Origin of the sequence: Paenibacillus sp. FSL R7-0333 (assembly GCF_038000365.1) — a bacterium.
Taxonomy (GTDB): Bacteria; Bacillota; Bacilli; order Paenibacillales; family Paenibacillaceae; genus Paenibacillus_AQ; species Paenibacillus_AQ silagei.
The window spans coordinates 7,124,742-7,151,740 of sequence record NZ_JBBOBZ010000001.1 but is presented as its reverse complement, the minus strand read 5'-3'; the positions used below and the strand labels follow the sequence as shown (position 1 = coordinate 7,151,740).

At 53.3% G+C, this 26,999-nt stretch carries 24 protein-coding genes and 1 riboswitch; of the genes, 15 read left to right on the top strand and 9 right to left on the bottom strand.

What is annotated here, in order from left to right; translation table 11 throughout:
* Positions 1–7: 7 nt before the first annotated feature.
* The 3 genes from MKY86_RS30670 to MKY86_RS30660 all read right to left on the bottom strand — a co-directional run bounded on the left by MKY86_RS30670 (position 8) and on the right by MKY86_RS30660 (position 3,581).
* Positions 8–1,603, bottom strand: a complete 1,596-nt coding sequence (locus MKY86_RS30670) for an ABC transporter substrate-binding protein (protein WP_076080753.1) — start codon at positions 1,601–1,603, stop codon at positions 8–10.
* Positions 1,604–1,673: 70 nt separating this feature from the next.
* Entirely contained in the window at positions 1,674–2,588 is a 915-nt protein-coding gene (locus tag MKY86_RS30665; RefSeq protein ID WP_036722857.1) for a carbohydrate ABC transporter permease, read from the bottom strand.
* Positions 2,589–2,603: 15 nt separating this feature from the next.
* Complete coding sequence (locus tag MKY86_RS30660; protein WP_340827690.1) at positions 2,604–3,581, bottom strand: ABC transporter permease; 978 nt, start codon at positions 3,579–3,581, stop codon at positions 2,604–2,606.
* A 196-nt stretch (positions 3,582–3,777) separates the two neighbouring features.
* On the opposite strand from MKY86_RS30660, the gene MKY86_RS30655 reads away from it, so the two are divergent.
* The 5 genes from MKY86_RS30655 (at position 3,778) to MKY86_RS30635 (ending at position 9,358) form a co-directional block, all read left to right on the top strand.
* Complete coding sequence (locus tag MKY86_RS30655; protein WP_076080755.1) at positions 3,778–4,734, top strand: DUF5643 domain-containing protein; 957 nt, start codon at positions 3,778–3,780, stop codon at positions 4,732–4,734.
* Between the two features lie 163 nt (positions 4,735–4,897).
* Positions 4,898–4,977, top strand: a riboswitch (glycine riboswitch).
* Between the two features lie 211 nt (positions 4,978–5,188).
* Entirely contained in the window at positions 5,189–6,565 is a 1,377-nt protein-coding gene (locus MKY86_RS30650; RefSeq protein WP_076080757.1) for an amino acid permease, read from the top strand.
* A 34-nt stretch (positions 6,566–6,599) separates the two neighbouring features.
* Positions 6,600–7,547 carry a helix-turn-helix transcriptional regulator gene (locus MKY86_RS30645; RefSeq protein ID WP_076080759.1) on the top strand — a complete coding sequence of 316 codons (948 nt, stop codon included), beginning with the start codon at positions 6,600–6,602 and terminating at the stop codon, positions 7,545–7,547.
* 88 nt (positions 7,548–7,635) lie between these two features.
* Positions 7,636–8,178 (top strand): DinB family protein, encoded by a 543-nt coding sequence (locus MKY86_RS30640; RefSeq protein WP_076080811.1) that lies wholly within the window; start codon positions 7,636–7,638, stop codon positions 8,176–8,178.
* A 358-nt stretch (positions 8,179–8,536) separates the two neighbouring features.
* Positions 8,537–9,358, top strand: a complete 822-nt coding sequence (locus MKY86_RS30635; protein WP_076080760.1) for a methyl-accepting chemotaxis protein — start codon at positions 8,537–8,539, stop codon at positions 9,356–9,358.
* 42 nt (positions 9,359–9,400) lie between these two features.
* Here MKY86_RS30635 and MKY86_RS30630 read toward each other — a convergent pair whose 3' ends face one another.
* Positions 9,401–9,769 (bottom strand): DUF1304 domain-containing protein, encoded by a 369-nt coding sequence (locus tag MKY86_RS30630; protein ID WP_036722850.1) that lies wholly within the window; start codon positions 9,767–9,769, stop codon positions 9,401–9,403.
* Between the two features lie 125 nt (positions 9,770–9,894).
* Between MKY86_RS30630 and MKY86_RS30625 the strand changes: the two genes are divergently transcribed.
* A complete protein-coding gene (locus MKY86_RS30625; protein ID WP_076080762.1) occupies positions 9,895–10,401 on the top strand; it encodes a GNAT family N-acetyltransferase in 507 nt (168 codons plus the stop codon).
* Between the two features lie 60 nt (positions 10,402–10,461).
* On the opposite strand, the gene MKY86_RS30620 is transcribed toward MKY86_RS30625, so the two are convergent.
* Both MKY86_RS30620 and MKY86_RS30615 read right to left on the bottom strand, forming a co-directional pair.
* Positions 10,462–11,865: an S-layer homology domain-containing protein gene (locus MKY86_RS30620; RefSeq protein WP_076080765.1), complete on the bottom strand. Its 1,404-nt coding sequence runs from the start codon at positions 11,863–11,865 to the stop codon at positions 10,462–10,464.
* 162 nt (positions 11,866–12,027) lie between these two features.
* Positions 12,028–13,689 (bottom strand): diguanylate cyclase, encoded by a 1,662-nt coding sequence (locus MKY86_RS30615; protein ID WP_083685373.1) that lies wholly within the window; start codon positions 13,687–13,689, stop codon positions 12,028–12,030.
* 148 nt (positions 13,690–13,837) lie between these two features.
* Here MKY86_RS30615 and hprK point away from each other — a divergent pair, with 148 nt between their 5' ends.
* Together hprK and MKY86_RS30605 are read left to right on the top strand one after the other, a co-directional pair.
* Positions 13,838–14,755: an HPr(Ser) kinase/phosphatase gene (gene hprK, locus MKY86_RS30610; RefSeq protein ID WP_076080767.1), complete on the top strand. Its 918-nt coding sequence runs from the start codon at positions 13,838–13,840 to the stop codon at positions 14,753–14,755.
* 72 nt (positions 14,756–14,827) lie between these two features.
* Positions 14,828–15,112 carry an alpha/beta-type small acid-soluble spore protein gene (locus MKY86_RS30605; protein ID WP_036722845.1) on the top strand — a complete coding sequence of 95 codons (285 nt, stop codon included), beginning with the start codon at positions 14,828–14,830 and terminating at the stop codon, positions 15,110–15,112.
* Positions 15,113–15,212: 100 nt separating this feature from the next.
* On the opposite strand, the gene MKY86_RS30600 is transcribed toward MKY86_RS30605, so the two are convergent.
* Both MKY86_RS30600 and MKY86_RS30595 read right to left on the bottom strand, forming a co-directional pair.
* Positions 15,213–16,718, bottom strand: a complete 1,506-nt coding sequence (locus MKY86_RS30600; RefSeq protein ID WP_076080770.1) for a GNAT family N-acetyltransferase — start codon at positions 16,716–16,718, stop codon at positions 15,213–15,215.
* Positions 16,719–16,775: 57 nt separating this feature from the next.
* Positions 16,776–17,573, bottom strand: a complete 798-nt coding sequence (locus tag MKY86_RS30595) for an AIM24 family protein (RefSeq protein ID WP_036722844.1) — start codon at positions 17,571–17,573, stop codon at positions 16,776–16,778.
* A 224-nt stretch (positions 17,574–17,797) separates the two neighbouring features.
* Between MKY86_RS30595 and MKY86_RS30590 the strand changes: the two genes are divergently transcribed.
* The 4 genes from MKY86_RS30590 to MKY86_RS30575 all read left to right on the top strand — a co-directional run bounded on the left by MKY86_RS30590 (position 17,798) and on the right by MKY86_RS30575 (position 22,295).
* Complete coding sequence (locus MKY86_RS30590) at positions 17,798–19,036, top strand: ATP-binding protein (RefSeq protein ID WP_076080773.1); 1,239 nt, start codon at positions 17,798–17,800, stop codon at positions 19,034–19,036.
* 86 nt (positions 19,037–19,122) lie between these two features.
* Complete coding sequence (locus MKY86_RS30585) at positions 19,123–19,599, top strand: tetratricopeptide repeat protein (RefSeq protein ID WP_076080775.1); 477 nt, start codon at positions 19,123–19,125, stop codon at positions 19,597–19,599.
* Between the two features lie 326 nt (positions 19,600–19,925).
* Entirely contained in the window at positions 19,926–21,632 is a 1,707-nt protein-coding gene (locus MKY86_RS30580) for an ABC transporter ATP-binding protein (protein ID WP_076080777.1), read from the top strand.
* 72 nt (positions 21,633–21,704) lie between these two features.
* Complete coding sequence (locus MKY86_RS30575; protein WP_340827686.1) at positions 21,705–22,295, top strand: GNAT family N-acetyltransferase; 591 nt, start codon at positions 21,705–21,707, stop codon at positions 22,293–22,295.
* A gap of 461 nt (positions 22,296–22,756) precedes the next feature.
* Here the strand turns inward: MKY86_RS30575 and infC are convergent, their stop codons facing one another.
* Complete coding sequence (infC, locus tag MKY86_RS30570; protein ID WP_076080779.1) at positions 22,757–23,266, bottom strand: translation initiation factor IF-3; 510 nt, start codon at positions 23,264–23,266, stop codon at positions 22,757–22,759.
* Positions 23,267–23,468: 202 nt separating this feature from the next.
* On the opposite strand from infC, the gene MKY86_RS30565 reads away from it, so the two are divergent.
* The 3 genes from MKY86_RS30565 (at position 23,469) to MKY86_RS30555 (ending at position 26,911) form a co-directional block, all read left to right on the top strand.
* Positions 23,469–24,050, top strand: coding sequence for an RNA polymerase sigma factor (locus tag MKY86_RS30565; protein ID WP_076080781.1), 582 nt, complete (start codon positions 23,469–23,471; stop codon positions 24,048–24,050).
* Entirely contained in the window at positions 24,043–24,894 is an 852-nt protein-coding gene (locus MKY86_RS30560; protein ID WP_076080783.1) for an anti-sigma factor, read from the top strand. Before MKY86_RS30565 ends, MKY86_RS30560 begins: the two co-directional genes overlap by 8 nt.
* Before the next feature lie 286 nt (positions 24,895–25,180).
* Positions 25,181–26,911, top strand: a complete 1,731-nt coding sequence (locus tag MKY86_RS30555; RefSeq protein WP_076080785.1) for an Imm51 family immunity protein — start codon at positions 25,181–25,183, stop codon at positions 26,909–26,911.
* Positions 26,912–26,999 lie beyond the last annotated feature (88 nt).

Sequence of the window (26,999 nt, the reverse complement as noted above, 5' to 3'; positions counted from 1 at the left end):
TGTTTGTTTAGGATTGTTTGGCCTTCCAGGCATCGTATTGCTTCTGAACCTCGGCGCGGATTTCTTCAATGCCGTTAGCCTTAAGCTTCTTATTGTACTCCGTAAGCACCTTATCTACACCCAGGCTGCCCGTTTCCAGCAGCGGGCGGAATTCCTTGATAATGTTGCTGACCACGGAGACCTGTGTTTTGACAGCGTCGGTATTGAAGTTGAAGCCGAAGGACTTCACCTTATGGGCGCTCTCGTTATAGGCCTTGAATTTCTCCCACTTGTCGGCGCTTTCGCCTTCCCACAGATAGGTTATAGTCTGGTTACCGAACATCCATTCAATGCCCGGCGCCCAGCCGGTATCGGCACGGGTAGCAATGCCGTCAGGCAGCTTGATGAAGTTGTCCTTGCCTTCCACCTTAACATACTGCCGTCCTTCTACGCCGAAGTCAATCAGGTTGACCAGAACCGGGTCGGTATGCAGCAGGTTCAGCAGCATCATCGTCCGCTCCGGATCAATGGAGGTACGCCCGATCGCCATCATGGAGTTGCTGACGCTGGCCGTACTAATCTCAGGCTCATTGCCCTTCAGCTTCACCAGCTCAATGCCGGTGGCGATGGAGTCTTCCTTGTCGGAGTCCGGTTTGTCTGAACCGAACTTCATCCAGGTCTTGCCGGCCTTGAAAGCGTCTTCAGTACTGGTTTTGGTCGTTGCAGCATCTTTATTGATGTAGCCTTTGCTGAACCAGTCGCCGTAGAGCTTCATCCGGTAGATTGCGGTGTCGGACTCCATGGAGCTGATCACCATCTTATCAGTCTTGGTATCCAGTACGATTCCGGCAGGAGCGCCGGCCACCAGCTCATAACGGAAGTTCTCCTTCATGCTCTCTCTGGTCTTGTCGAAGTAGCCCAGGGTATCGGAGCCGCTGCCGGAGAGCCAGATCGGTGCAATAGCCGGTTCCTTCTCCTTGATCGTCTGCATCCATGGCTCCAGATCCTCCAGCGTCTCAATCGAGTTCACATCGAATCCGTATTTATCTACCAGATCCTTGCGGAACATAATGGTATGGCTCTCACCAATTTCCTTATTGGTAGGAATCGCATAGATTTTGCCGTCTACGGTTCCGCCGTCAAGGAAGCGGGGATCAAGGGTCTCCTTGATGCCTTGTCCATATTTGGCTAACAGATCATCCAGCGGAAGGAACGCGCCCTTGGCTACGTTATTGGCGAAGTCTGCCCAGTTGGGGGCGAAGGTCAGATCGACCTGTTCACCGGACTGGTAAGCCAGTGCCATCTTCTCGGCCCAGGAGGACCAAGGGAGTCCCTGGAAGTCAATCTCGGCGTTGATTTTCTCTTTGAGATACTTATTGATCTCATCTACAACCGCCTTGGTATCATTCTGCGGGAAATTCCCGACCGTGTAAACTTTCAGCTTCCGGAACGTTGAGGTATCAGGATTCGTGCTGCCTTCCGTGCCTGCTGTTGCGGCGGCTGCTGTCGATTCTGCCTTGGACGGGGCGGATGCACCTGAATTGCCCCCGCCGCATCCGGTAATGCCCAGTATCACGGCAGTCAGAGCGGCAAGCACCGTGCCTGAGCTTCTTGTTGTTCTCATTTGTATGAACCTCCTCGAATGATAATTAGATCATATATTCTAACCGGCATTTACGCCAGAGCTAGACCGCTTAACCTTTGATTGCCCCTATAGTAAGGCCCTTGGTGAAGTACTTCTGGAAGAACGGATAGATGAACAGAATCGGACCAATCGACAGCACGACCATAGCCATCCGCAGACTTTCGGTCGGAACGGATTCCTGTACCATCAGGGCGACACCGCTGCCGGCAAGCTGGGTTTTGAAGAATTCCGCCTGACGGATCATCTGAATCATGACGTATTGCAGGGAGAACTTGTCGGTGTCATTAATGAATAGCATGGAGTTGAACCAGTCATTCCAATACATCAGCGTAGTGAACAGACCGATCGTAGCCAGAACAGGCAGGGAGATCGGAAGCACAAGCTGGAAGAATATCCGCCATTCCGAGGCCCCGTCCAGCTTGCCGGATTCAATCATCTCCTCCGGGATCGTCTGCTGGAAGAAGGTACGGGTGATGAAGATATAGAAGGCATTGGACAGGCCGGGCAGGATCAGCGCAACCAGCGAGTCCTTCAGATCGAGATAGTTCACGTACAGCAGATAGAAGGGGACAAGCCCTCCCGAGAACAGCATGGTGATCAGCAGGTAGAAGTTGAATGTTTTTTTGAAGGGAAAATCCTTCCGGTAAAGCGGGTACGCATATAGCGCAATCAGCAGCACGGCCAGAACAGTCCCGATAATGGTAACGGTCAGGCTGACGCCATACGCCTTAACCAGTGTCTCCGAATGCTTGAACAGATATTGGTACGCGGATGCGTCGATATGATCGGGCCAGAACTTGTAACCCTGCAGCGTCAAGGCCTTCTCGTTGGTTAAGGAGATGGCGACAATGAGCAGGATCGGCAGAATACATGCCAGGCTGAAGGCGATGAAGAACACATTCAGAATAATCTGGGCGGTAGTGGAGCCTTTGGTATAAGGGTTGCTTCGGGATGCAGTAGTCATTAGAATCCTCCGTTTCTAGAAAAGCGCCGTATCGCGGTTCAGCTTGCGGGCGAGAGCGTTCGCGCCGATGACCAGGAAGAAGCCGACGACAGATTGATAGAAGTTCGCCGCTGAGGACATCCCCAGGTCGTTGAGCTGGATCAGGCCCCGGTAGACATAGGTGTCGATGACATCCGTAGTCGAGCGCAGCGCACCGGAGTCCAGGGTCACATGGTAGAACAGCCCGAAGTCAGAGCGGAAGATGCCGCCCATGTTAAGAATCGTGAGAATGACCATGATCGGCGTGAGCAGCGGCAGGGTAATCTTGGTGATCTGCTGCCATTTGCTGGCGCCGTCCATCACCGCAGCTTCGTACAGCTCTTCACTGATGCCGGTGATGGCTGCAAGGTAGATGACGCTGCCGATCCCGATGGAGTGCCACATTTTGGTGATCCACAGAATGTAAGGCCATGCGTTAGGATGCATATAGGCATTCACTGAGGAGTAGCCGAACATTGGCAGAATATGCTTGACCAGGAAGCCGTACTCCGGGTGCAGGAAGGCATAGACGATGAAGCTGACCACGACCATGGACAGGAAGTTCGGCATAATCATGACGGTCTGGAAGAACTTCGAAGCCAGCTTGTTACGCACCTCATTGATCGCAATCGCCAGCGAGACGGAGAGAATGAGGCCTGAGATAATGAAGACCACATTGTAACCCACGGTGTTGATCGTCACCCGCAGGGCGTCAGAGGTAGCGAACAGGAACCGGAAGTTATCGAGCCCGGCCCAGGGACTGCCCATAATGCCGTCAATGTAGTTGATGTTCTTGAAGGCAATGAATAATCCGAACATCGGAATATAGCAGTTGATGAAAAAAATAATCGAGGTGGGCAGCAGCATCAGCAGCAGCACCCGGTATCGCACGATATTGTGCAGCAGACGGCCGAAACGGCCCTGGGGCTGTGTCGCTAACTTGGTGTTCAAAGCTTGTGGTACGGGATTTGCCATAAGTTCTAACCTCACTCTACTTGTTCTGGATGAACTTATTATAGTAGAGCGGATGAACCGAATTCTCTCTTGCAAATGACCCTGTTTATTCAAAAATGACTTTGTGCAAGTAGGATGTTATTCTGCGCTCCTGTCACAAAATAGCAGCAAGAGAACGTTATACCTGTATATTCTTAATAAGCAAAGGAGAGAAACTATGTACACGATCAGCTTAAATACGATGAAGAAAGCAATTATAGCAACAGCAGTAACTGCTGTACTCGGAGGGACAGTTGTCGGCGGGGGATTCACTGTACCCGTAGCGGCGGCAGCCAATGTCAACAAGGATGCTAAGGCTGACAGCGCGTTCGCGGCCAGCGACAACGCCACTCTGAAGGCTATTTTCCAGAAAGGGCTTGCTGCTGCCCCGAATCAGGCCGTGACCCAGGAAGGGGTGACCCTGACTCTAACCGATCTGATCTATGACAGTAATAAGCTTGTCGCAGGCATCCGGCAGGAGGGAGGGACGGTGGGCAAGAACGGTTCTTTCATGGACCAGACCAGGAATGTGGACGTGTTAATCAATGGGAAAAAGCTGCTGTTTGATACTTCCATCATTCCCAATTTGGAAGATACGGACACAGCCTTGATCTATTTGAGTAAGGGAGCCATGAAGCAGCAAATCCCGGACAAATTCGACCTGACGCTGAAGGCATACGCCAACGGGGTGAAGGAGCCGTTTATTTTCAAAGTTCAAGTGAACAAGCTGGGGACCCTGTTAAGCCTGAAGCCGGGCGTCTCCAAGAAGAACAACAAATTCAATTATACGGTGAATTCCTTCGAGATGACCGCGTTAACGATGTCTCTGCAGGTGACCTTTAAGGGTGAAGTTCCGGCAGCGGCCAAGTCCAAGGTGAACCCGGAAAGAATGTTATATGACCTTGTGGATGAGAAGGGGAATGTGATCTCGCCGTGGGGCAAGCCGTTTGAGAAGGTTAAAACAAGCGGTACCGAGGAACAGAACTATAGTGCATTCCCAGCCGTTCCGAAGTCCATTAGCGTTAAGCCTTTTACGTATTCCAAAGATGCCAGCGGGAAGATGTTCAAAGACAAGCAGGGCCAATGGGCTAAAACTTATTATAAAGACCTGGAAACCAAAATTACGGTTAAATAACGGGCAATGAAGCAGTGCAGGACACCCGGCGATGAACACGAGAGTAACAAATGATATTGACAGAAGTCTGGACTGTGCATAGAATTGAAAAATATTTACATGAAGTCAGCTTCAAATAATTGAATATTCGCAAGCTATGAAGGCTATGGATCACACTATAGCTGGAGCAGCTTCTGGAGAGACTGCGGGAGACCGCAGCGCCGAAGGGTTCACAATCTCAGGCAAAAGGACAGAAGAGTACCGGATTTGTGTTTTGCCGTGCGGATTAGCCGCTGCTGCAGACGCTTATTTGGAACCTCTTATGAACCAGGAGATTGGATGATATCCAGTCTCCTTTTTGTTATGGGGTCCCCGCAAAGTATCTGAGTAATCATCGGAGCGGAATCTCCACTTTGTGGGGTTATTGTGCGTTACCCGGCAGGACAGCGTCATATACACTAAGGGGGAAACAGGTATGGCACAGACAGAATTAAAAAGAGAGCTTGCGAACCGGCACGTCCAGCTTATCGCTATCGGAGGTACGATCGGCACAGGATTATTCCTGGGCTCAGGCAAGGCGATTCAGCAGGCCGGGCCTTCCATTATGCTCACGTATCTGATCGTGGGGATTGCCGTGTTTTTTGTGATGCGGGCGCTGGGGGAGCTGCTGCTCTCGAAGGCGGGGTATCAATCTTTTACAGACATTGCTGAGGATTACTTGGGGCCGCGCGCGGCCTTCATTACAGGCTGGACCTACTGGTTCTGCTGGATTATGACGGCGATGGCCGATGTGATTGCGGTGGGCGTCTATGTGCAGTACTGGTTCGATATTCCGCAGTGGGTACCGGCCGTGATCTGCCTGATCATTCTGCTCGGGCTCAATCTGCTCACGGTCAAAAGCTTCGGCGAACTCGAATTCTGGTTTGCTCTGATCAAGGTGGTTACGATTCTGGCTCTGATCGGCCTGGGGATTGTCCTGCTGGTGACCCAGTTCAAGACAGATGCAGGCTCAGTGTCGGTCCGCAATCTCTGGGAGCACGGGGGCGTGTTCCCGAACGGGGTGAAGGGCTTCCTGTTCTCCTTTCAGATGGTGGTATTCGCCTATGTCGGCGTGGAGCTGGTGGGGGTATCGGCAGCGGAGACGGCTAATCCTGAGAAAAACATCCCGTCCGCGATCAACAAAATTCCGCTGCGGATTCTCTTCTTCTATGTCGGCGCGCTCTTCGTGCTGCTGTGCATTAATCCCTGGACCCAGCTTAGCGCAGCTGAAAGTCCGTTCGTGCGCACCTTCAGTCTGGTCGGGATTCCGGTTGCTGCGGGGATTATCAATTTCGTTGTCTTAACCTCGGCGGCCTCCGCCTGCAACAGCGGGATGTTCTCGACCAGCCGGATTCTCTACAATCTGAGCAGACGGAATCAGGCCTCCCCTCAGCTCGGCAATCTGAACCGGAATCATGTACCTGCGAATTCCTTATTCCTCTCCACGCTGGTGATCTCTGCCGGGGCACTGCTCAGCAAGCTTATTCCGGGTCAGGCCTTCGGCATCGTGACTACGATCAGCGCCATTTGCTTCATCTGGGTCTGGGGCGTTGTGCTGGTCTGCCATATCAAGTATAAAAGGAACCGCCCGGACTTACATGCCGCTTCCAAATTTAAAGCACCGTTCACCCCGGTAATTAACTATGCTGTCCTGACGCTGTTTGCCGCCATTCTTGTGATCATGCTCTTTGCTGCCGAGACCCGTCCGGCGCTGCTGTTCACCCCGCTCTGGTTCATCCTGCTGTTCGTTCTGTATTCCATTAGAAGCCGTAAGGAGAAAAGTGAACAGGAAATCAGTATAATCAATACATAAACTGATTTCAGGATGAAGAGGGTGCAGCCGCCGCATGAACAAGACAGACCGCATGTTAGCCATCGTACTGGAGCTGCAGCGCAAAGGGGTCGTACGGGCAGAGGATCTGGCGTCCGTCTTCGAGACTAGCGTAAGAACCATCTACCGCGATATCCAGGCGCTTAGTGAAGCCGGAGTGCCGGTGGTAGGCGCTACGGGTCAGGGATATTCACTGGTAAAAGGGTATTTCCTGCCCCCGGTCAGCTTCACCGCCGAGGAGGCAGTGACCCTGCTGATCGGGACGGATTTCGTGGAGCAGCGGTTCGACACTCAGTATGGTAACCAGGCCTCCGCAGCAGGGAGGAAGATTGAAGCGGTTCTGCCGGAGGATGTCAAGGAGAATGCCGCCCGGCTCCGCCAGAGCATCCTGCTGCTGAATACCAGTAAAGATAAGCTGCAAGGACAGGAGAAGGAGTACATGGAGCAGATCCGACGCGCGATTCTGGAGCAGCGGAAGATCGGCTTTGGGTATACAAAGGGCAGACAGGAAGCTGACGGAAGTCACCGCAGTGTCCGAACCGCCTCGCCGTATGGACTTGTCTTAAACAGAGGCGCATGGACCCTGGTGGCCTGGTGCGGGCTGCGGCAGGAGATCCGTCATTTCCGCTTATCCAGAATGAGTGAGCTTACCATTCTGGATGACCGGTTCGAAGCGCCTGCGGATTTCGATCTGCACGAGTACCAGCCGGAGGATGACCGCCATGTACGTGTGTGCATTTTGGTTCAGCCGGAGATTGCGGGCAAGGCGGCTGAATCCGGGAACTATTATCTGGAGGCAGTGGAGGACCAGGCAGATGGCAGGCATATGATCTTCCGTGTGCGCCAGCCCGAGGACCTGCTGCAATGGGTGCTTGGCTGGGGAGCGGGGGCGGTTGTCCTGGAGCCGGAAGCCTTGCGGAGGCTTGTGCGGGAGGAAGCGGCGAGAATGCTGGAACGCTACTGACATAACGTTGTCAGGAGAGGTTGTGTATATTCAGAACAGACCTTAAGAATAAAGGAGCTGCCTGAATATTATGAATATGAATATGAATATGAAGACAACAGAAGCCTTACAGCAGTTTGAGAAGACTGCCCATCACTATCTTATGGAATTAGATATCTTCAGTATGGAGCAGCTGCTGCGGCAGCCTGCCGAGGGAGAGTGGTCTCTCGGGCAGATGGTCCAGCATTTGATACAATCGGCGCTGTACATGCAGCTCCGTAATATCGATCAGTGTCTGGCCGGGAACGGGGAAGCGGCGGGGAATGAAGCAGAGATGACACCGGAGGGTAAAGCGATTTTTGCCGGGGGCAGCTTCCCGCCTGTACGTGTTCATGTTCCGCCGTCACCGCAGTACACGCCGGTACAGCCGGAGAGCAAGGAGCAGTTGATCCAGGGTCTGCACACCGTGATGGACCGTATGCGGGAGACCCTGCCGAAGCTTGCGCAGGCACCTGAGCACAGCACTGTCCCTCATCCCCGCTTCGGCCCTTTGAATGCAACCGAATGGTATCTGCTGATCGAGATGCACTACCGCCACCACTTGCTTCAGCTGGAACGGTTGAAGGATGCAATAGGGGCAGGAGTACAATAGAGTTAAGCCGCAATGAGTGAAGGAAAGCCGAAGCCTGTCAGCAATAGACTGACGGGTTCCGGCTTTTTTGGTTGAAAAACCGCCCACACTTGGCACGTTGAGAGTGCACGGGGGAGATGTGGTCGAAAAACCGCCCACACTGGTCACGCCAATGGCGCGCGGGCCAGCAGGTAAGCGAAGAAAATGGAGTTACTGCTTGAAGCACCCGCATCCTTCACCCGTCAGGCTGATGCTGTGCTTATAAATCAATTTTTAATTATTCATTTTTGAATAAAGGAGGTTATTCGCAAAATGTCGAACTTAACTCAAGATTTCACTGTACCGTGAAGCTACCTGAAATAGAAGGAGAACCGCATCTATGAAAAACATCGTCCGCTCCCTTGAAGAACTAATAAATCTGGCACCCATTCTGAAAGCTGCTTTTCCTTACGATATCTCAATTGCCATCTGCGACACAGAGAAGTTCCTTGCCTATTACCCCGGTGATTCCATTGATCTGGGCATCCGGGCAGGGCAGATCATTCAGGCAGATGAGCCTCTGTATCATGCGCTGAAGCAGGATGAATACTCGGTGGCTAATGTCCCCAGGGAATATTACGGGTATGAATTTGTGGGTACAGTTCTGCCGGTACATGGGGAGGATGAGGAGGTCTGTGGGGCGGTATGCATTCAGGTACGCAGGCAGACGGAGCTGCGGGAGATCGCGGACCGGATGGTGCTGTCCCTGAATCAGGCCAATGCGCGGATTAGCCAGGTCGCGGACGGCTCAGGCCTGCTTGCCGATTATTCGCAGAAGCTGCTGATTCAATCGGATGCAACGGCTTATAGTGTCCGTAAAAGCAGTGAGGTTCTGGCGGTGCTGAGGAAGGTGGCCGACCAGACGAACCTGCTTGGCATTAACGCGGCGATTGAAGCCGCCCATGCCGGGGAGCGGGGCCGGGGCTTCGACGTTGTGGCTAAGGAGATCCGCAGATTCTCGAAGGAAACCGAGCAATCGGCGCAGCGGATCAGGGATACCCTGAATGAGATTCAGTCGGCCATGCAAGGGATCAGTCAAGCCATAGGCCAGATTGCGTCCGTCGGGCAGGAGCAGGCGGCTTCCACGCATGAGATCTCCAGCTTCATTGAGGAGATCCGGGCAATGTCTGAGCAGTTGAACGAGTTCGCGCAGAAGCTGTAAGGCTGGAGCGGAGAGGAAGCTGCCTGCACCGGTCCGCGAATTTTACAGATGTGCGATCAATGTGGCCGCCAGCGCCAGAAAGGCCGGGAGGCCTTGCATCAGCAGGATGGATCTCTTGGAGGTAAGTCCGCCGTAGATGGCCGCAACCGCCACACAGATCAGGAAGAACAGTTGCAGCTGGTAACCGAAGTCTGCGCTCGGATGGAGCAGGCCCCAGATTAGACCGGCTGCGAGGAAGCCGTTATATAAGCCCTGATTGGCTGCCAGCGACTTCGTCTCCTGTGCGAAGGCGGGGGTCAATCCGAACGCCTTCTGTGCTCTCGGGGTGGTCCACAGGAACATCTCCAGTACAAGTATGTACACATGCTCTAGTGCTACTAAGGCAACAAGAATTAAACTTACAGTCATCATAAGAAGTCCCTCTTTTCAAGTGATAGGAATTTAAATTGCGCAAAATATAATTTTACAAACCTAAATATAACCAAATATTTGCCTTTTGTCAATTTATTGCATCCATATTGTAAGGGAGGAAGGAAATGTACATCAGAACACTGACTCCCTCAGACGCCGAAGGCTACCGGGCGCTTCGTTTGCAGTCGCTGCAGCAGCACCCGGAAGCTTTCCTTAGCTCTTATGAATCGGAAGTGAAGCTGTCTATCGAGACTACCCGGATTAGGCTGGATTCCTCCGATGAGCATTTCACCCTGGGCGCCTTCTTGGAGGGGGAACAGAGGCTGGCGGGAATGGCAACCTTGTTCCGGGAGAGCAGGCCCAAGATTCAGCACAAAGCTAATGTCTATGCAGTATATGTAGATCCGGCTGCCCGCAAACATGGCGTGGGCCGCGCGCTGATGCTGGAGCTGATTGCGCGGGCGAAGGGCGCGCCGGGGCTGGAGCAGCTTACGCTGACCGTAACCTCCAGTAATCTGTCTGCCAAAAGGCTCTACGAATCCCTTGGATTCGTCTGCTACGGCACAGAGCCAAGGGCGATGAAGCTTGACGGCGAGTATCTGGACGAGGATCTGATGGTGCTGCTGCTGTAAATACAGCAAAAGCCCCTCCCGCCTTTTCGGCAGAAGGGGCGGAGATGAAGGGACGGTTGCTTACTTCGCAGACTTTCCGCTCAGGATGGCCTTCACCTGGCTGACCATTACCGCTGCGTCAGCGCTGGTGACGCCGTCCTGGGGACGGAAGCTTCCGTCTTGATCCAGCTTCACGATCTTGAGGGCAAGCGCGGTCTGAATGGCTCCCGAGCTCACGATATTGATCTTGTCATTATCCTTGATCTCCACCGGGATCAGCTTGATCATCGGCAGTTGGCCGCTGGTCTGGAGCGTGTTAATGAGCAGATAGGTGAACGATTCACGGGTTACGCTCATATTCGGATCGATTTTGATCTGAAGATTCGCCTCAGGTCCGGCAGCGTCCTTGATGAACTGGACGGCCTCGGTTGCGGTGATTGTCTTGCTTACAGCACCGGGTGCCGGATGGGCCTTCAGATAATTCACGGCATTTCCGGCGATGGAAGCAGCCTCAGGGCGGGTAATTGCCGCCTTCGGATTGAAGTTCCCGTCGGCATCCAGCTCCACGAAGCCAAGGGCAAGGGCGGTCTGGATAGCTCCCGAGTTCAGGATGTCGATCTGATCGCCGTCCTTCACGTCTTCTGGAATGACATTAATCATCGGCAGTTGCCCACTGGTCTGTAAGGTATGGATTAACAGATAGGTGAATTCTTCGCGGGACATGCTGGCCGCCGGATCAATCTTGATCTGCAGATCCGCTTCAGGTCCGACCACTTCTTTTATCACCTGCACAGCTTGTGCTGCTGTAAGCACCTCGTCCGTTACCACCGGTGCCGGATGTGCCTTCAGGTAAGCGAGTGCATTGCTGATGGCTACAGCCGCTTCCGCACGGGTGATCTCCTGTTTCGGGTTAAGCTTACCGCTGGTATCCAGCTTCAGGACACCGTAATTCAGCGCACGCTGCAGGGCACCGGAGTATTCTACCTTCACCTGATCCTGATCGGCGTACTCTACCACCACCGGCTTAATCAGCGGCAGGCGGTTCGTGTTCTCCATCGCATCAATGAGCTGGTAGGTGAATTCTTCGCGGGTCAGCTTCTCACCAGGCTTCAGATCGGCAGGCAGGTCCAAGCCGTGCACACCGGCAATAATCAGCGCCTGCGCATACCAGGCGGAGTCACTCGCGTTCTTGAAATAGTCGGTGGCATGCGGCTCCTTCACGAACCGGATCGTATCCAGATTCAGATCAAGCGCGCTCACGATCATCTGCACCCCCTGGGCTGCTGTGATGCTGAGGTTCGGGCCGAACAGATCCGCGCTGATGCCTTTAATCAGGCCGCTGTTCTGAAGGGCAATAATCTTGTCTTTGTCCTGTACGTTATGGATATCCTTGAAGGCTGCGGCCGAGGCGAATTGTTGTCCTGTGAAGCTTAGCGCCAGAGCGGCGGCTGCGGATAGGGTTATCAGCTTGAATGTATTCTTCATGTCCAGTCACCTCGTAAGAGTAGTTTGTGGTTTATTTGTGATCATAGACGGCGGCTTAGTCAAAAAGGTTCCAGCAAAAATAAAATAATCAAAATCATAAATAAACGCAAAAAAAAGCACTGCCTATGCGGCTAGTGCTCATGATACAAGGATAACATCCAATTATACCTCCGCCGCAACAATCTGATTCCGGCCCTGATGCTTGGCGGCGTACAGGGCTTTGTCGGCAGACTTGAACAGGTCGTTCAAGTAGGTGTTCGCCTCGATGGCAGGCGGGATCTTGAATTCAGCGATGCTGAGCAGTCCCATGCTGATGGTGATGGACACAGGCTCATCGATATAATCGATGTGGATGGTATTGTGCTCAACCTCGGATTTCAGCTGCTTGGCCAGACGGCGCGCCTCGGCTCCATTCGTATCCGGCAAATAGATAATGAATTCCTCTCCGCCGTAGCGGGCCAGAATATCGGAGGGCCGCAGGCTGCGCTGCAGCAGCTCCACTGTGTTACACAGGACCATATCTCCGGCCAGATGGCCGTGCTGGTCGTTGATTTTTTTGAAAAAATCGATGTCGATCAGTATAATAGTCGAAGGTGTCCGGGTGTCGCTGACCCGCAGCGCCTCCTGCTCCAATTGCTGCATCAGATAATGCCTGTTGTAGCAGCCGGTCAGGCTGTCGGTGATCGCCAGCTTCCTCAGCTTGCCGTTCGTCTGGAACAGCTCCTCCTGTACCTTCACCAGCGAGTCGTTGCGTTCCTTCAGGATCGTATTCTGCTGGTTCGTCTCATCGATGAGACGCCGGATCTCGGTAACATTCTGGAAGGTGACAATCCGTCCGACCCGGCTGCCGCTCACCATAATGGGTGCTGCATGAATACTGACAACCATTTGGATAAGGGGATGCAGAATTTCCAGCTCGGCCGTCTCCAGCGGATGCTCATGGTATTTCTCAAGGAAGGACTCGATCTTCATGGCAGGGTCATCCGGCAGATAGCTGCTCATGTTGAACGCCGCACCCTTCACAAGCGGGATATAGGGATGCAGGGCATGATTAATCTCTACCACTTGCTCCTGGTCATCCAGCACGAGAATTCCGTATTCCATGGTATTGATAATATCCTGATGGGCGATAGTTACGATATCGAATACTTTGTCCTGGTGGATCGTAATCACAAAGAACGTAGCCGACACCACGATACCCATCGAAGTGAAGCCCGGAATTACCGGCAGATAGTCATCCAGAATGACATTGAGAAGCACATCGATCATAAGGAAGACGCATAGGGCTGTAATGCCTTTGAGCATATACATAACCTGGTTCTTGATCCGTGCAGCCTGATTAGAGGTCAGAGCCACGTAGATGACATACATGGACACGAGGGCGTTAATGACAAGAAAGGTCATGCTGATCCAGAAAATAGGTCCGTAGATGCGCTCCACATACCCTCCATTCACCGGACGGACGAACCATCCATAAGGATTGAGCACCACTCCAAGGGAGGTCAGTACTGCAGGGATCACCAGCACGGACACTGTTTTTCTGTTAAGGAACTGGGATTGTCCCGCAAGCAGAATCGTGAAGAAGATCCAGCCCAGGCCCAGCAGGGAAGCATCCACGAAGGCAAGCTTCACATAAAAGAGCTGATAGAGAGGATCATCCACGGTTCTTATGGCAAACTGGCAGTAGGGCCAGATCAGCATGGAGAAATGGAACCCTAAATAGACCTTGTGCAGCTTGGTAATGGTGACCGTAGCCACGATATAGATGAGCAGCAGGAACAGAAGGAAGCACATAATCAGGTCAATCCAAGAGGCTAAGGCCAATATGTTACACCTTCTTGATTTTAATAGTATTTATAGATTTTTGTGGGTCTTAGGTCTTATATATTGTTTTTAATATATAATTAGCGTGTGCAGATTACAAGATTTTTAGATAAATCTATCGGAAAATATTGGATTGGGAGGGGATCTCATGAAATCTATTAGCGTGCAGAGTCTTGTAGAGAAATTCCATCTGGAGGTGCTCGCCGGAGCGGGCCGGATGGACCGGAACATCACCCGTCCAAGGACGCACAGACCGGGTCTGGAGTTTGTCGGTTATTTTGATTTTTTTCCGATGGAGCGGGTGCAGGTCCTTGGACGTAAAGAGATCAACTACCTGTTAACGCTGAGTGTAGAGGAGCGGATGCTGCATATTGGCAACATTGTCAAATACCATCCGCCCTGCTTCATCGTGACCAGCGGCCAGCAGGAGATTCCTTACCTGACGCTGTTCTGTGACCAGGAAGGCATTCCGCTGCTGCGGACGCCGGAGGTGACCACCGAGTTCATCGCCAAGCTGGACAGCTTCCTGGTGAAGACGCTGGCGCCCGAGCTGTCTATCCACGGGGTATGCGTTAACGTATCGGGAATAGGGATTCTGCTGCGGGGCAAGTCGGGGATCGGCAAGAGCGAGACGGCGCATACGCTGATCCGCAGGGGCCACCGCTTCGTGGCTGATGATATTGTGGTGCTGAAGAAGCTGGGTCCGGCGACGCTCCTCGGGACTCATAATGAGACCACACGTGAATTCCTGGCGCTGCGCAGCATCGGCCTGATCAACGTCGTACGGCAGTATGGGCGGCGGGCGTTCCAGGATGAGACGCGGATCGTGCTCGATATCGAGCTTGCCCCCTGGCAGGAGAATTCGCTCAACAATGAGCTGGAGCTGGTGCCCCAGTTCACCGAATATCTCGGGGTGCAAATCCCGCATATCGAGGTCCAGCTTCAGCCGGGCCGCGATGTAGCCGGTCTGATTGAAGCGGCTGCGAACAACTGGTATCTCAAGCAGCTGGGCTACAGCGCGGTGGAAGAATTCATGCAGCGGATTGAGGACGGGATGCAGTCTTAAAGGACGACAGGGAATGAAGGCCCACACTCCTGGGCAACTTAGAGGAAAGACAGCAAGGGAGTGTGTCCTTAAATGGCGAGAAGAAGCAGAAAATATGCTGTACCAGGGTCCGCCCAGGGAATGCAGACGTTCAAAGCGGAGGTTATGCGGCAGGAAGGATATCACGTAGATCCGAATCACCCGGACGATGTGAAATACGAGGTGGCGAAGGAACTGGGCATCCCGCTGCAGGCCGGTAATAACGGTAAGCTGACGACCGAATCGGCGGGACAAATTGGCGGCCGCATCGGAGGTTCCATGGTTCGTGAGATGGTCCGTCTTGCCCAGGAGCAGCTGGCAGGTAAGCAGAAGTCGTAGCATGCGCTCTAAGATTTTTATGCCGCATACCAAGAGATCCCCTTTCTTAATCAGAAAGAGGATCTTTTTTGGCATGTGCTGACTGTAGTTAAAGCTGCAATTACGGTTCAAGGTACAGGCTGCCGCTGTAATATTTATACTCTGAATGAATCTTGAATCCGGCACGGAGATAGAGATTCAGCGCCCGGACATTCCCGGTGACAACACTTAGGCGAATAACCGGGTAAGGTTTCTGTAACAGGATACCGACGGCCTGTCTTAGTACCTTTTCCCCAACCCCCTTCCCCTGATGGGAAGGCAGGATACAGAAATTATGAATAAAAGCCGTATCCTCATTGATATAGTTGACCCGGATCAGGCCGATTCGTTCACTCCCTGTCCAAGCGATATACGTTATCCGCTCTGGCTCATCCGTCTGTGTGAAGTACTTGCGCGTATCGTCTTCCGATTCTCCGAAGGCCTGGGAGGAGCAGGAGACCATGAATTCGAAATCCTCAGGCGCAGCGGGAAGCAGGATTAGCTCTGAAGGAAGCGGGCTGGCGGAATTCATACCGGCGTACGACATGGCGTATTCTGACCGGTCAAAATCCCCGCCCAGGGCCTGCGCCGCCAATAGTCCTGTCTGTGAGCTGGCGGGGATTTTGTAGCTGAGCAGGTGTACGCCTAGAGGCTCAATGTCTGCTCTGGCACGTTTCACAAGGCTGCGGAACACACCTTGCCGGCGGTAATCCGGATGGACCATGGCATTGATCTGCGCATAATCACTGTCCGCAGCGAACCAGCTAAGCAGGCCAATGAGCTGATCTTCGCGGTAGCAGAGCAGGGCATGGTCGCCGTCTTCCTTGACGAGATGCTCTAGATCTGAGCTTAATTGGATAGAATCGGCTTGGCTGCACTGCTGCTCCAACGCCTTAATGTCCGCTGCCTGCTGCTTGGAATGGTAGGTCATTGGTATAATGTTATTCAATTGGAGAAGCCGCTGGAACTCGGCAACATTCTCCAGAATACCGTCTGGCGCAAGATCATAGGCCTGACTCTGGAAGGTGGGTAGCCAGCGGACAGCGTAGGTCTGCATTCCGGCAGCCTTGCCTGCGAGAATATCCGCATTGCTGTCCCCTACGAATATGGCCTGGGAGGGTTCAATGCCCAGTGTTCGCAATGCCGAATGTATACCTTCGGGATCAGGTTTTGGCTTCGCCACATCATCGCCGGTAATCGAGAGATCGAAGAAATGCTCCAGATCCAGCGCTCCGGCCGATATCTGATAGGCCCGTCTGCTTTTACCGGTAATGACTCCAAGCTTCATTCTCTGAGCCTTCAAGGCTTGAAGTAATCCAAGGATGTGCTCATTATTCTGGAATTCTTCGAAATGCCCCTGCTTATATATTGAATAATAATCCTCTATTGCTTGTGGAACCGAAGCCGGATCTGTGAAATTTCCGCCGATGATGCCTTCCTCAGTGGGACCGAACATCGCGACAAGCTCATCGCGGGTGACTTCTCTCTGGTCGTATTGCTTAAATACAGCCTGGAAGGCACGAAAGGATAACGGCAGGGTGTCTGCCAGAGTTCCATCGAAATCAAACAGCACAGCTTGAATGGACATAAAGACAGGGCCTCCTTTCGATTGGGTTCATGCGGGTGGGACGATACCCCAGCATCATTATGAAGTAGGCGTACCCTGAAGCAGGCTGTTTCTGTAATTCATGAGCGGGGCCAGCCAGACCATACCGGTTCCCCGGTACACGTTGACCAGGCCTTCGCCTGAGGCGGCGGAGCCCAGACGGGTCTTGCCTGACTTCTCGACCGTGAAGTCCAGAGAGTTGGACCACATGAGGGCGAAGTTCCCGTCCACCTTCAGCACATCATTCTGCAGCTCGACCACGACAGCCTCCTCTGAAGGAATGGGAGCTTCGAGGGCAAGAATCCCTTTGCCGCGCGCGCTCAGGTTGAACAGCCCTTCACCGCCGAGGACGGCAGAGGAGATGTTCTTGCGTGCCGCAACGGAGATATCAAGCGTAGTCTCACAAGCGAGGAACATGCCGTCATCGATTACGATATGGTCGTTGTCCACATCAATCAGCCAGAGGTATTTGTAGGTGGTCTCCAGCAGGATGGTTCCGGTTCCCTTGTAGAGCGGCTTGACTGCACTGGTTCCGGTTGCCGCCCCGGATAGCATATTACGCATCAGTCCTCCTACGCCTTTGATGCCGGAGGTCATCTCGATATTGCCGATCATATACTGCATGGCTCCGGCGCTCAGCATCACCTCATTGTTATTCAGCTCAATCATCAGCTGCTTGTTGCGCATATTGCTCTTACTCATGAAGAAGTTGGTCTCTGCTTCATACCGGGTAGTGGTGCTGAGATCCTCTTTGTATTCGATGATGCTGAAGCCGCCTAGCTGCTCTTTAATGATTACGTTGGAATTGTCCTTCAGATTATTAATGGTAAAAGCCATCGATACCCGCTCCTTCGGTTGCTGTAGTTATGCAATGCTGTGCATCATGCCTTCAAAGCATACGTATTCGACACTTCTCGCGGGGTTCCTTGAATTCCGGGAGAAAAAACGCATACAATAATTCCTTTACTTCTAATATCAGGTTAGCGTAATGTTCTAAGTATAGTGCTCAGAATACAAACGTATCTCTTGACACCAGCATTAGAACCGAAAGGAAGTTAGCCTTGTTTGAGACGCTGCTGCTCAATTTTTTGTTTATGCTGTTTCCGGTGCTGATATTTCTGATTTTCTTCGAAAATAGGCCCCACGCCTACAATCATAAGATTCTTGTACTGCTCATCGCCGCTACCATGATCCTGTGTATCGCCAAGCCGATCCGGCTGGAGACCGGGTTCATCTTTGACTTGCGGTATGTTCCGTTTGTGATTGCGGCCTTGTATGGAGGGTACAAACATACCCTGCCCTTATATGTGATTCTGAATGTGTACCGTTTCTACATAGGCGGTGAGGGAACCGTCCAATCTTTACTTTTTTCGACAGCAGTCCTCATTCTGGTTCCTTCCATAAGCGCCAGATTTCTCCGTTCTAAGCCCAAGGGACGGATCTTGTGGGCTACCTCTATCGCGGTCCTGACGATGGGCTGTTATCTGATCATTCTGGGCCAGATCATGGATAAGCTGGACACCCAGTTCTGGACGCTTGCCTTCTATGCTTTAACTACGCATGCGGTGGTCATGGCGATCCTAATGATCCTCATGGAGCAGATTCTGGCGAATCTCAGGAACCGTGAGCGGATTATGCAGTCGGAGCGGCTGAATGTGGTCAGTGAGCTGGCGGCCAGTGTCTCCCATGAGATGCGCAATCCGTTAACCGTGACCAGCGGCTTCCTGCAGCTGCTTAATCTCTCCAAGAACCTCACCCCGGAGGAGAAGGGGTATGTCGAGCTGTCACTGCTGGAGCTGAACCGGGCGGAGAAGATTATCAGCGATTATCTGTCTTTTGCCAAGCCGCAGTCGGAGAGCCGGGTCTACTCCAACCTGATGGCTGAATGTGAGTACACCAAGAATGTGATCCTGCCGTATGCCACGATCCACAAGGTTGCGGTTGAATTCAGCTTCAACAACCCGCTTAGCACCCATTATGACAGTAATGAGATGCAGCAATGCCTGATTAATCTGTACAAGAATGCGATTGAAGCGATGGATGGGGTGGAGGATGCGGTCCTGTCTATTGCTGTCTTCGCGAGCGGACAGAATATTATCATTACCATCCGCGACACCGGTGTCGGAATGACCAAGGATGAGATCTCGCGCCTGGGCAAGCCGTATTACTCCACCAAGGCAGACGGGACAGGGCTCGGAATGGTCATGGCCTATAACACGATTAACAAGCTCAAGGGGCGTATTGAGGTCACCAGCGAGAAGGGCAAGGGAACCGTCTTCCGGATCATTATCCCGGCCTAGCGCACGGCAACAGTGGGAAACTTGGTGTGAAAATGATAAAGTATCTCTAAGAGAACTTGGAACTATTAACCGGGAGGCTATGGGTAATGAGAGAAGAATTAATCGCGCAATTGAACGCTTGGCATGAGGCGGACGAATATGAAGAAATCGTATCCCGCATCAAAGAGGTGCCGACACCGCTGATCGATGAAGAGCTGGCGGTACATTTGGGCCGGGCACTCAACAATCTGGGCCGCTACCGGGAAGCGCTTAAATGGTTCAACAAGGCAGCGGAACAGGGTAAAAAAGACCCGCTCTGGCATTTCCGCGTCGGCTACGCCCACTATTATCTGGACGAGTACGATCAGGCGATTAAGGCGTTCAAGAAGGCGAACAAGCTGGACCCTGAGGATCAGGATACCCTCGAATTCCTGGAATGGAGCCGCAGTGAGAAGGCGGCGCTGGCCGCTGCGGATGAGGATAGCGAGGATAGCGAGGATGCAGAAGAAGCTGCCGAAGCGGATTCCGCTTCAGATGCCAGTCCAGATAGGGATTCGGATGCGGCAAAAGAGACTAAGCACTAGGGCTTGACGGCCGGTCTGGCCGAAGCTTACAATGAAAGTCAATCTTATCAAAGAGGTGAAATGGATGCCATTCCGTACCGTCGCAAGGAACTAGTTATCGGGCTGGGTAGAACGCGTACCAGCCACCAAGGGGGAGGTCTGTCCTCTTGGTCACAGCTAACTGGATTCTTGTACGGTGCCTGGAAGGTCATTCTTTATGAGCCGGGACACTGAGTTATTCCGCTTGAAGACTATACTGCCGGGGCAGGAGTCTTTGGCGCGGAGTGGCGAGGAGAGTTCCCGGCTTTTTTGCCATATTCTTATGAATAAGATTGGAGATTGTGATCATGTTAAAAAAATGTCTTGTCCACCTCAGAGGGTGGGCCGCTCTGTATATAGGTCTAGGCTTCGCCATTCAGCTCTTAAGCAGCTTGGGCATTGTTGTCTTTCAGCGGATTCTGGATCAGGCGGTGGCGGGAACGGGCTTCCGTGAAATCCTCTACGGGGTTGTCTTCTACGGGATGCTGCTCGGCCTGAATGTCCTGCTGAATTATGCGGATGAATATCCCAGCGCCTATCTATCGAACAGCATCACAGAAAGACTGAAGATTATGGCCTTGTCCAAAATCTCCAGAATGGATTATTCCGCCTATCAGAACATGGGCACAGGCCAGATGATCAAGGTGATTGAGAACGGCGCGGCGGCCGGGAACAGCATTCTGTTCTCTTTTATCCTGAAGACGCTGCATGAGCTGCTGCCCACCATTCTCTTCAGCCTGCTCTTCATCAGCTACTATGACCTCAGAATTATGCTGGTGATTGCGGGCGGGTACGTGGTCATCTTCCTGTTAACGAATGTTCTGCTCAAAGTTCTCTACCGGATCAAGGAATCGGTGCTTATGCAGCAGGAGGCCATGTCCCGGTACGGGGTCCGCGGCTTCATGGAGCTGGTCGTCTTCCGCACCAACAAGAAGTACGCGCAGGAGATCGGCAGACTGAACAAGGCGGCACAGCAGATTATCAGGCAGAGCGCGAAGCTGCAGATGATTCATGAATCCTTCTTCGCCTTATTCGAATTATTCATTACGGTCATTAAGGTGATTGTGCTGTTGTACGGCGTGAAGAGTGTGGTCTCCGGTCAGGCTTCTGTCGGGGTCATGGTCGCGCTGTTCATGTTCATTGAGAAAATCTATACGCCAATCGCCATCTTCAACGTATTATTCGTCGGCTATAAGCTGAACAGGGTGACCTATCAGCGGTTCGAGGCATTCCTGAATGCCCCGGAGGACCGGAATCTGGAACAGGGCAAGGCGCTTGCACAGCTACAGGGCAGCATCGAATTCAAGGACGTATCGTTCAGCTACGGAGAGGTGCAGGTGCTGGACCGGCTGTCCTTCTCAGTAGCGCCCGGAACCTCAGTGGCTCTGGTCGGCCTAAGCGGCAGCGGGAAGTCAACAGTCATTAAGCTGATTACAGGCCTGCTCAAAAAAAGCGGCGGACAGCTGCTGGTCGACGGCACGGATATCGACGAGCTGTGTCTGGACAGCTACTATGATCACATCTCGTATCTGTCGCAGGACAGTCCGATCTTCGACACTACCATCCGGGGCAATATGGTCTTCGAGCAGCAGGTCCCGGATGAAGAGCTGTATGCGGTGCTGGACAAGGTTCATCTGAAGGAGAAGGTACTGGAGCTGCCGGAGAAGCTGGAGACGCGGGTTGGGGAGCGCGGGCTGAAGCTGTCGGGCGGGGAACGGCAGCGGCTGGCTTTTGCCCGGGCGATCCTGCAGAAGCGGAATCTGATCATCCTCGATGAGCCGGTATCGGCACTGGATAATATTACGGAGCGCAGCCTGATGGAGACGGTGTTCGCGGAGTTCAGGCATAAGACGGTCATTATTATCGCGCACCGGCTGAATTTCATCAGCGGCGTGGACCAGATTCTGGTCATGGAGCAAGGCAGACTGGCGGGGGAAGGGGATTTCGATTCCCTGATCCGGGACTGCCCGTCCTTCCGTACGCTGTGGAATAACGGCAGGGGGCAAACGGATTAAACTATCTTTTACCTTGTGGACGATCCTGTGCCTGAACTATGCTGGGGGCAGATAGAACTTGAAGGTGAGGTTATGCGTATTATGAATCCGGTACTGTCCAGGATGAAGCTCGAAACAGAACGGTTAATCATCCGTCCCTATATGGAAAGTGATCTGATGGCTTCGTTCGAGCTAATGCAGAACCCGGAGGTGCTGGCCTTCATGCATATGGAGGTCATGTCCATGCATGAGTATGAGGGGATGTTCCGCTGGCTGATGTTCAGCTATCATACGCCGTTCGAGCTGCCGTTCAAGTATTCGTTCGCCGTCTGCGATAAGGCCACCGGCCAGCTGATCGGCTGGTGCGGGGTCGGCGTGCTGGAGTTCAGGGCGCCGGATGCGGAGCTGTATTATCTGATCGGGCGTGAACACTGGGGCCGGGGCTATGCCACCGAAGCTGCTGCGGCGCTGGCGGACTACGTCTTCGATGTGATCGGGTTGGAGCAGTTATATGCCAAGGCAGATCCGCTCAATACCGCATCGCTCGGGGTAATCCAGAAGCTGGGCTTCCGGATGGAGCAGGAGCTGGCCGGATTGACCGGCGATTATGAGGACTGCAATGGGGAGCTGCTGCATGTGCTGAGGAAGGAGTGGTTTGTGGAGCGGCTTAAAGGTGGGAAGTGACCATGGGCTGAGCAGGCGGGCGATGAACTGAAGAGGGTTATGCGTGAAGGATGCGCGTAATATATAATCGGAAGAAGATCGGAAGATTAGAGATTACAGCTTGCTTTGCCGTATTTTAATAACAGGTGCCGTCCTTATAGGATGGCACCTGTTGTGCATGAGCAGGACTCCTATCGCTGTCTTATGCAGGATTGCAGCAGTTTTGTAGACTGATTGTATTTTCTGCAATAGAATTCGCACTTTGCTGAGCTAAATAAACATCTGTTGTATTTCATACAATGGCTTTCGTGAATTCTGCCCGTGGGCCCTGATTTTTCCCGATTCTGCTGTACAGAGTGCAACAGATTCGATTTTTAGAACAATTTCGGGGTCAGCTAATGTACAAAGTGCAACAGAAGTAGAGTGCAACCAGTTCTGAACCCGCACACAATTCAGGCATAAGTGTGCCTAGATAAGACAACTTACGTCCGCGGATTAACTCTAACCTGTGCGCCCTTGCCGCTGGTCTGCAGGCCGGAGGCCTTGGTTCCGGCTTCCTTCAGATCGGCCACGAGCCGCTCCAGCACTGCCTTCGCAGCGGCGGCCTCCTTGGCGCCGGAGGACTTCACGACGAGCTGCACCGGCTTGCCGGAGCGCAGATGCTTGTCCGCCTGACGCAGCTTCGTGTCGTAGTCATGCTCTTCAATATGGGCGGTGAAGCGCAGCTCTTTCACCTTCTCATTACTGCCGCCGCCTTGCGGACGGCTGGTATCGCCCTTGCGGACAGCTTGCGCAGCCGCTTTGCCTTTGCCCTTGGCAACCAGGCTGCAGGGCGGCGGGCTGCTCATCAGCGAGGTGCAGACCAGGTCGGCCCCTGCGGCTCTGGCCTTGGACAGCGCCTCGCTTCTGGATACGGTGCCGAGCTTCTCGCCCTTCAGCCCGGTCAACTCTACCTCGGCTGCCTTAATCTGTTCATTAATCAGTACGGCCACGGAAATGATCCTCCCTTTGCGGATATGATATAGCTATCATATATGGAAGCGGGCGGGGCTTCAATAACGGCTGCCGGATGCTTGCAGCAGCCAGGCCGGCAGGTTGAGACAGTTGTGCAAAGCGGTTATACTCAGTGGACGCAGGTTTTTCAGCATTGAACCACTGGCACTACTATATTTTCTGTTGAATGGGGGATGGCAATTGAATGACACAGCTGACGATAAGCAGTTAATTCTGCTTATTGCACAGAAAGACTCGAATGCCCTCGAACTGCTCTATGACCGGTATGAACGGGTCATCTATAGCTTTGCTTACCAGATCGTGAAGGATTCGATGGCTGCCGAGGAGGTTATGCAGGAGCTGTTCCTGCGCCTGTGGAAGAATGCAGGGCAGATTGACTTCGGCAAGGGCAAGCTGCTCACCTGGATGTTCGCAGTGACCCGCAATCTGGCGATCGATTATCTCCGCAAGCGGGACGCCAGGCTGCCGCGTCAATCCGGCGAATCCGGGAATCTGGAGCAGGTTCAGGACCATAGCGCGCTTACTGAGGATCTCGTTGAGCTGCAGATGGCGGGGGAAGAGATCAGAGAGGCGCTGCTGGGATTAAGCCGCGACCAGCAGCAGGTAATGGATATGATCTATTACCAGGGCTACACCCAGCAGGAGGTAGCGCAGCTTGCGGCTATCCCGCTGGGCACGGTCAAGGGAAGAGTCCGGCTGGCGATGAAGCAGCTTCACAAATCGTTACGGCACTGGGGAAGGAGGGATCATGCGCATGAGTGAACACAATGAGGAACTCTGTGAATTGGCCGAATTATATACGCTGGGCGCGCTGACTGCAGAAGAAATGCAGCAATTCGCTGCCCATGTGGCAGAATGCGCGGAATGCAGGGAGCTGGTGGAGGAATACCGTCAGGTACTGGACCATCTTCCGCTTGCCTCTGAGCCGGTAGACCCGCCCTCCGGGATGAAGGAGCGCATCCTGTCACGGGTGCTCGAGTCCGGGAATGCGGGTGCACCGGCAGCCCGGCCGGAGACCCGCTTGAATATCCAGCCTGATGCAGAGCGGGCTGCGGAGCATGAGCCAGCGAGGACTCCTCCAGCAGAGCAGGAGCAGGGCATGCCCCAGTTAAGCATCCCGGAGCCCAAGAGAACCCGCTTCTGGGGGTACCTGAGCCTTGGACTGGCTGTGGCTGTGCTGCTCCTGGTCGTCTACACCGGCCAGCTGCGCGGGAATGTGTCTGAGCTGAAGGAGCAGCTGGCCTCCGGCACCGGACCGCTCCAGGGGCTTAAGGTGAATGAGGCGGTAGCGCTTAGTCCGGCGGGAGAAGGGATTACCGCCAAGGGCACAGCAACCATTGTCGCAGACCCTGCTGGCACCCACCTGGTGCTTCAGGCAGAAGATCTGCCGGAGCTTACCGGCACCGAGGTCTATCAGGTATGGCTGATCAAAGGGGACAAGCCGGTGAATGCGGGCACCTTCATCTCGCAGGACGGGAACGGGGCACTGTATTATTCCTTTGACCCGAAGGCCTATGATACCATAGCCGTTACGCTGGAGCCGGATGGTGCGGGAGAGACCCCGCGCGGGAAAATGATTCTCGCAGCGCCGATTAAGCAGGGGTAGCAGGCAGTGCAATGCCGCAGACAGGCGGGCGGAATGGAATAGAATTGAAGCTGAACAGCCGGGAGGATGGATTCCCGGCTGTTTGTTCGAAGTTAAGAATTTCTATGCTTTGCGCAACGCTGGGCAGTCTCTTTTTTGAGCTGGGGGGTCAGCCTTCGTAGCCGGAGACCTGTTTAATCTCCTGATTATCCGGTGAATGGGTAATAGCGAATATACTGACAAGAAGCAGTCCTTCGGAATAGGGGACAGGCTTGTTTTGCAGTGTCCAATTAGGGAGGCTAAAGGCATGGAAGAGGCGTTGCTGGAACAGGTGAAGCGTTGGCATGAAGAAGATGAATATCAGCAGATTGTGGACCGTATTCTGGAGATTCCACCGGATGCAAGAGATTATGAGTGTATCGGCCAATTAGGCAGAGCCTACAATAATCTGGGTGAATATAGGGAGGCGCTGGAGCAGCTGCTCAGCATCTCCAAGGAAGGCGAAGATGATCCGCTGTGGCAATTCCGCATAGGGTATTCTTACTATCATCTGAAGCAGTATGAGCAGGCTATTCATGCCTTTGAACGTGCAGAGGAGCTGGAGCCGGGAGACGGGGATACCGCAAGAATGCTGGAGTGGAGCCGGGAAGGCGCCCGGCGTGAGACAAGAGAGCAGGCAAGACGCGCCGAAGCGCTGGAGGCCTTGAAGGTGAATAGAGAGGGTGGCGGTAGAGACCTTGGTGCATTCCTCGACTATTGCGCGGATTTCTGGGAGGACAGTGATTATGCCTTGAAGTCTTATGTCTCTCCGCTGCCCAGTGAGGAGCTGATTGCTTCTGTGGAGGAGGAGCTGGGCTATAAGCTGCCGGCCTCTTACATCGCCATGATGAAGCAACATAACGGCGGAGTTCCACTCAATACGTGTTTTCCTGTGAATGAACCCACTTCCTGGTCAGCAGATCATGTCGCAATTTCGGGAATTGCCGGGATCGGCCGCGACAAACTCTATTCCCTCTGCGGGGAGCTGGGCAGCCGTTTCATGATTGAGGAGTGGGGCTACCCCGATATCGGCGTGGTCTTCGGCGACTGTCCTTCTGCCGGACATGATGTCATCATGCTGGATTACCGTCACTGCGGCCCGGAAGGGGAACCTGAGGTGATTCATGTGGACCAGGAGAGCAACTATGAGATTACGTTCCTGGCCCCGGATTTTGAGACTTTCATTCGCGGGTTGGTGAATGAGGAGGTCTACGATACCTCGGAGGAGGATAAGCAAGAGGATCTGCAGAAGGTAGCGTCCGCGCCATTCTCTCCGCTGCTTCAGGAGCTGTGCGATAAGGTTACGGAAGTGGACCATATGGAAGGGATCATCCGCAAGATCTGCACCGCCATCGTAGAGGAGAAGGGCCATTTCTCTCTTCATGCGGACGAACGCTCCACCTTGATGTATGATCTGCAGTTCTGGCTCTATACCAGCGCTTACCCGAATACGAGCCGTGACCAGTATCTGGAGGTGTATTCCACAATGATCGCGTTCGGCGGTGAATTCAGCACAGGCGGATATGCCCCGGGCTTCATCTCGGACTGGCTGGATGAGCGGATCCGGCAGGGAAGGATTGTAGAGACTGAAGGGACCCTCCGGTTCACGGATGAGGCGAAGGAACAACTGCTTCAGAAGCTGAAGGAAGCAGAAATAGCGGGAGCTGAGGATCTGAAGCCTTTTATTATCGTGGAGCAGGATAACGGCGGCAAGTCGGTCATTCTGAGCGTTGGCAATTATAAGACAGAGGTATTCGCTGCACGGGAGGAGGAGGGCTTCGAGGGCAATGGATATGATTGGGCATCTCTGGCAGCGGTATTCCTGGAGGAAAAGATGCCTGCGCTGGCGGGTGTTGTCCAGTTCGACCCGGAGGCCGGTATGTTCTGCGCCTATTCATCTGACGGTGATGCGCTTGTCGCCTTCGCGACTGCCTTCAAGCAGGCTTGCGAGGACGATATGCTCATCCGCGAATTATTCTCGCGGGCTGAGCTGGACTAGACCGGATAAGACATTAACGGGACTGCCTGTATTATAGGGCGGTCCTGTATTGTTATAAGGGTACTTTCGAGGAACTTTTTGGATTTTT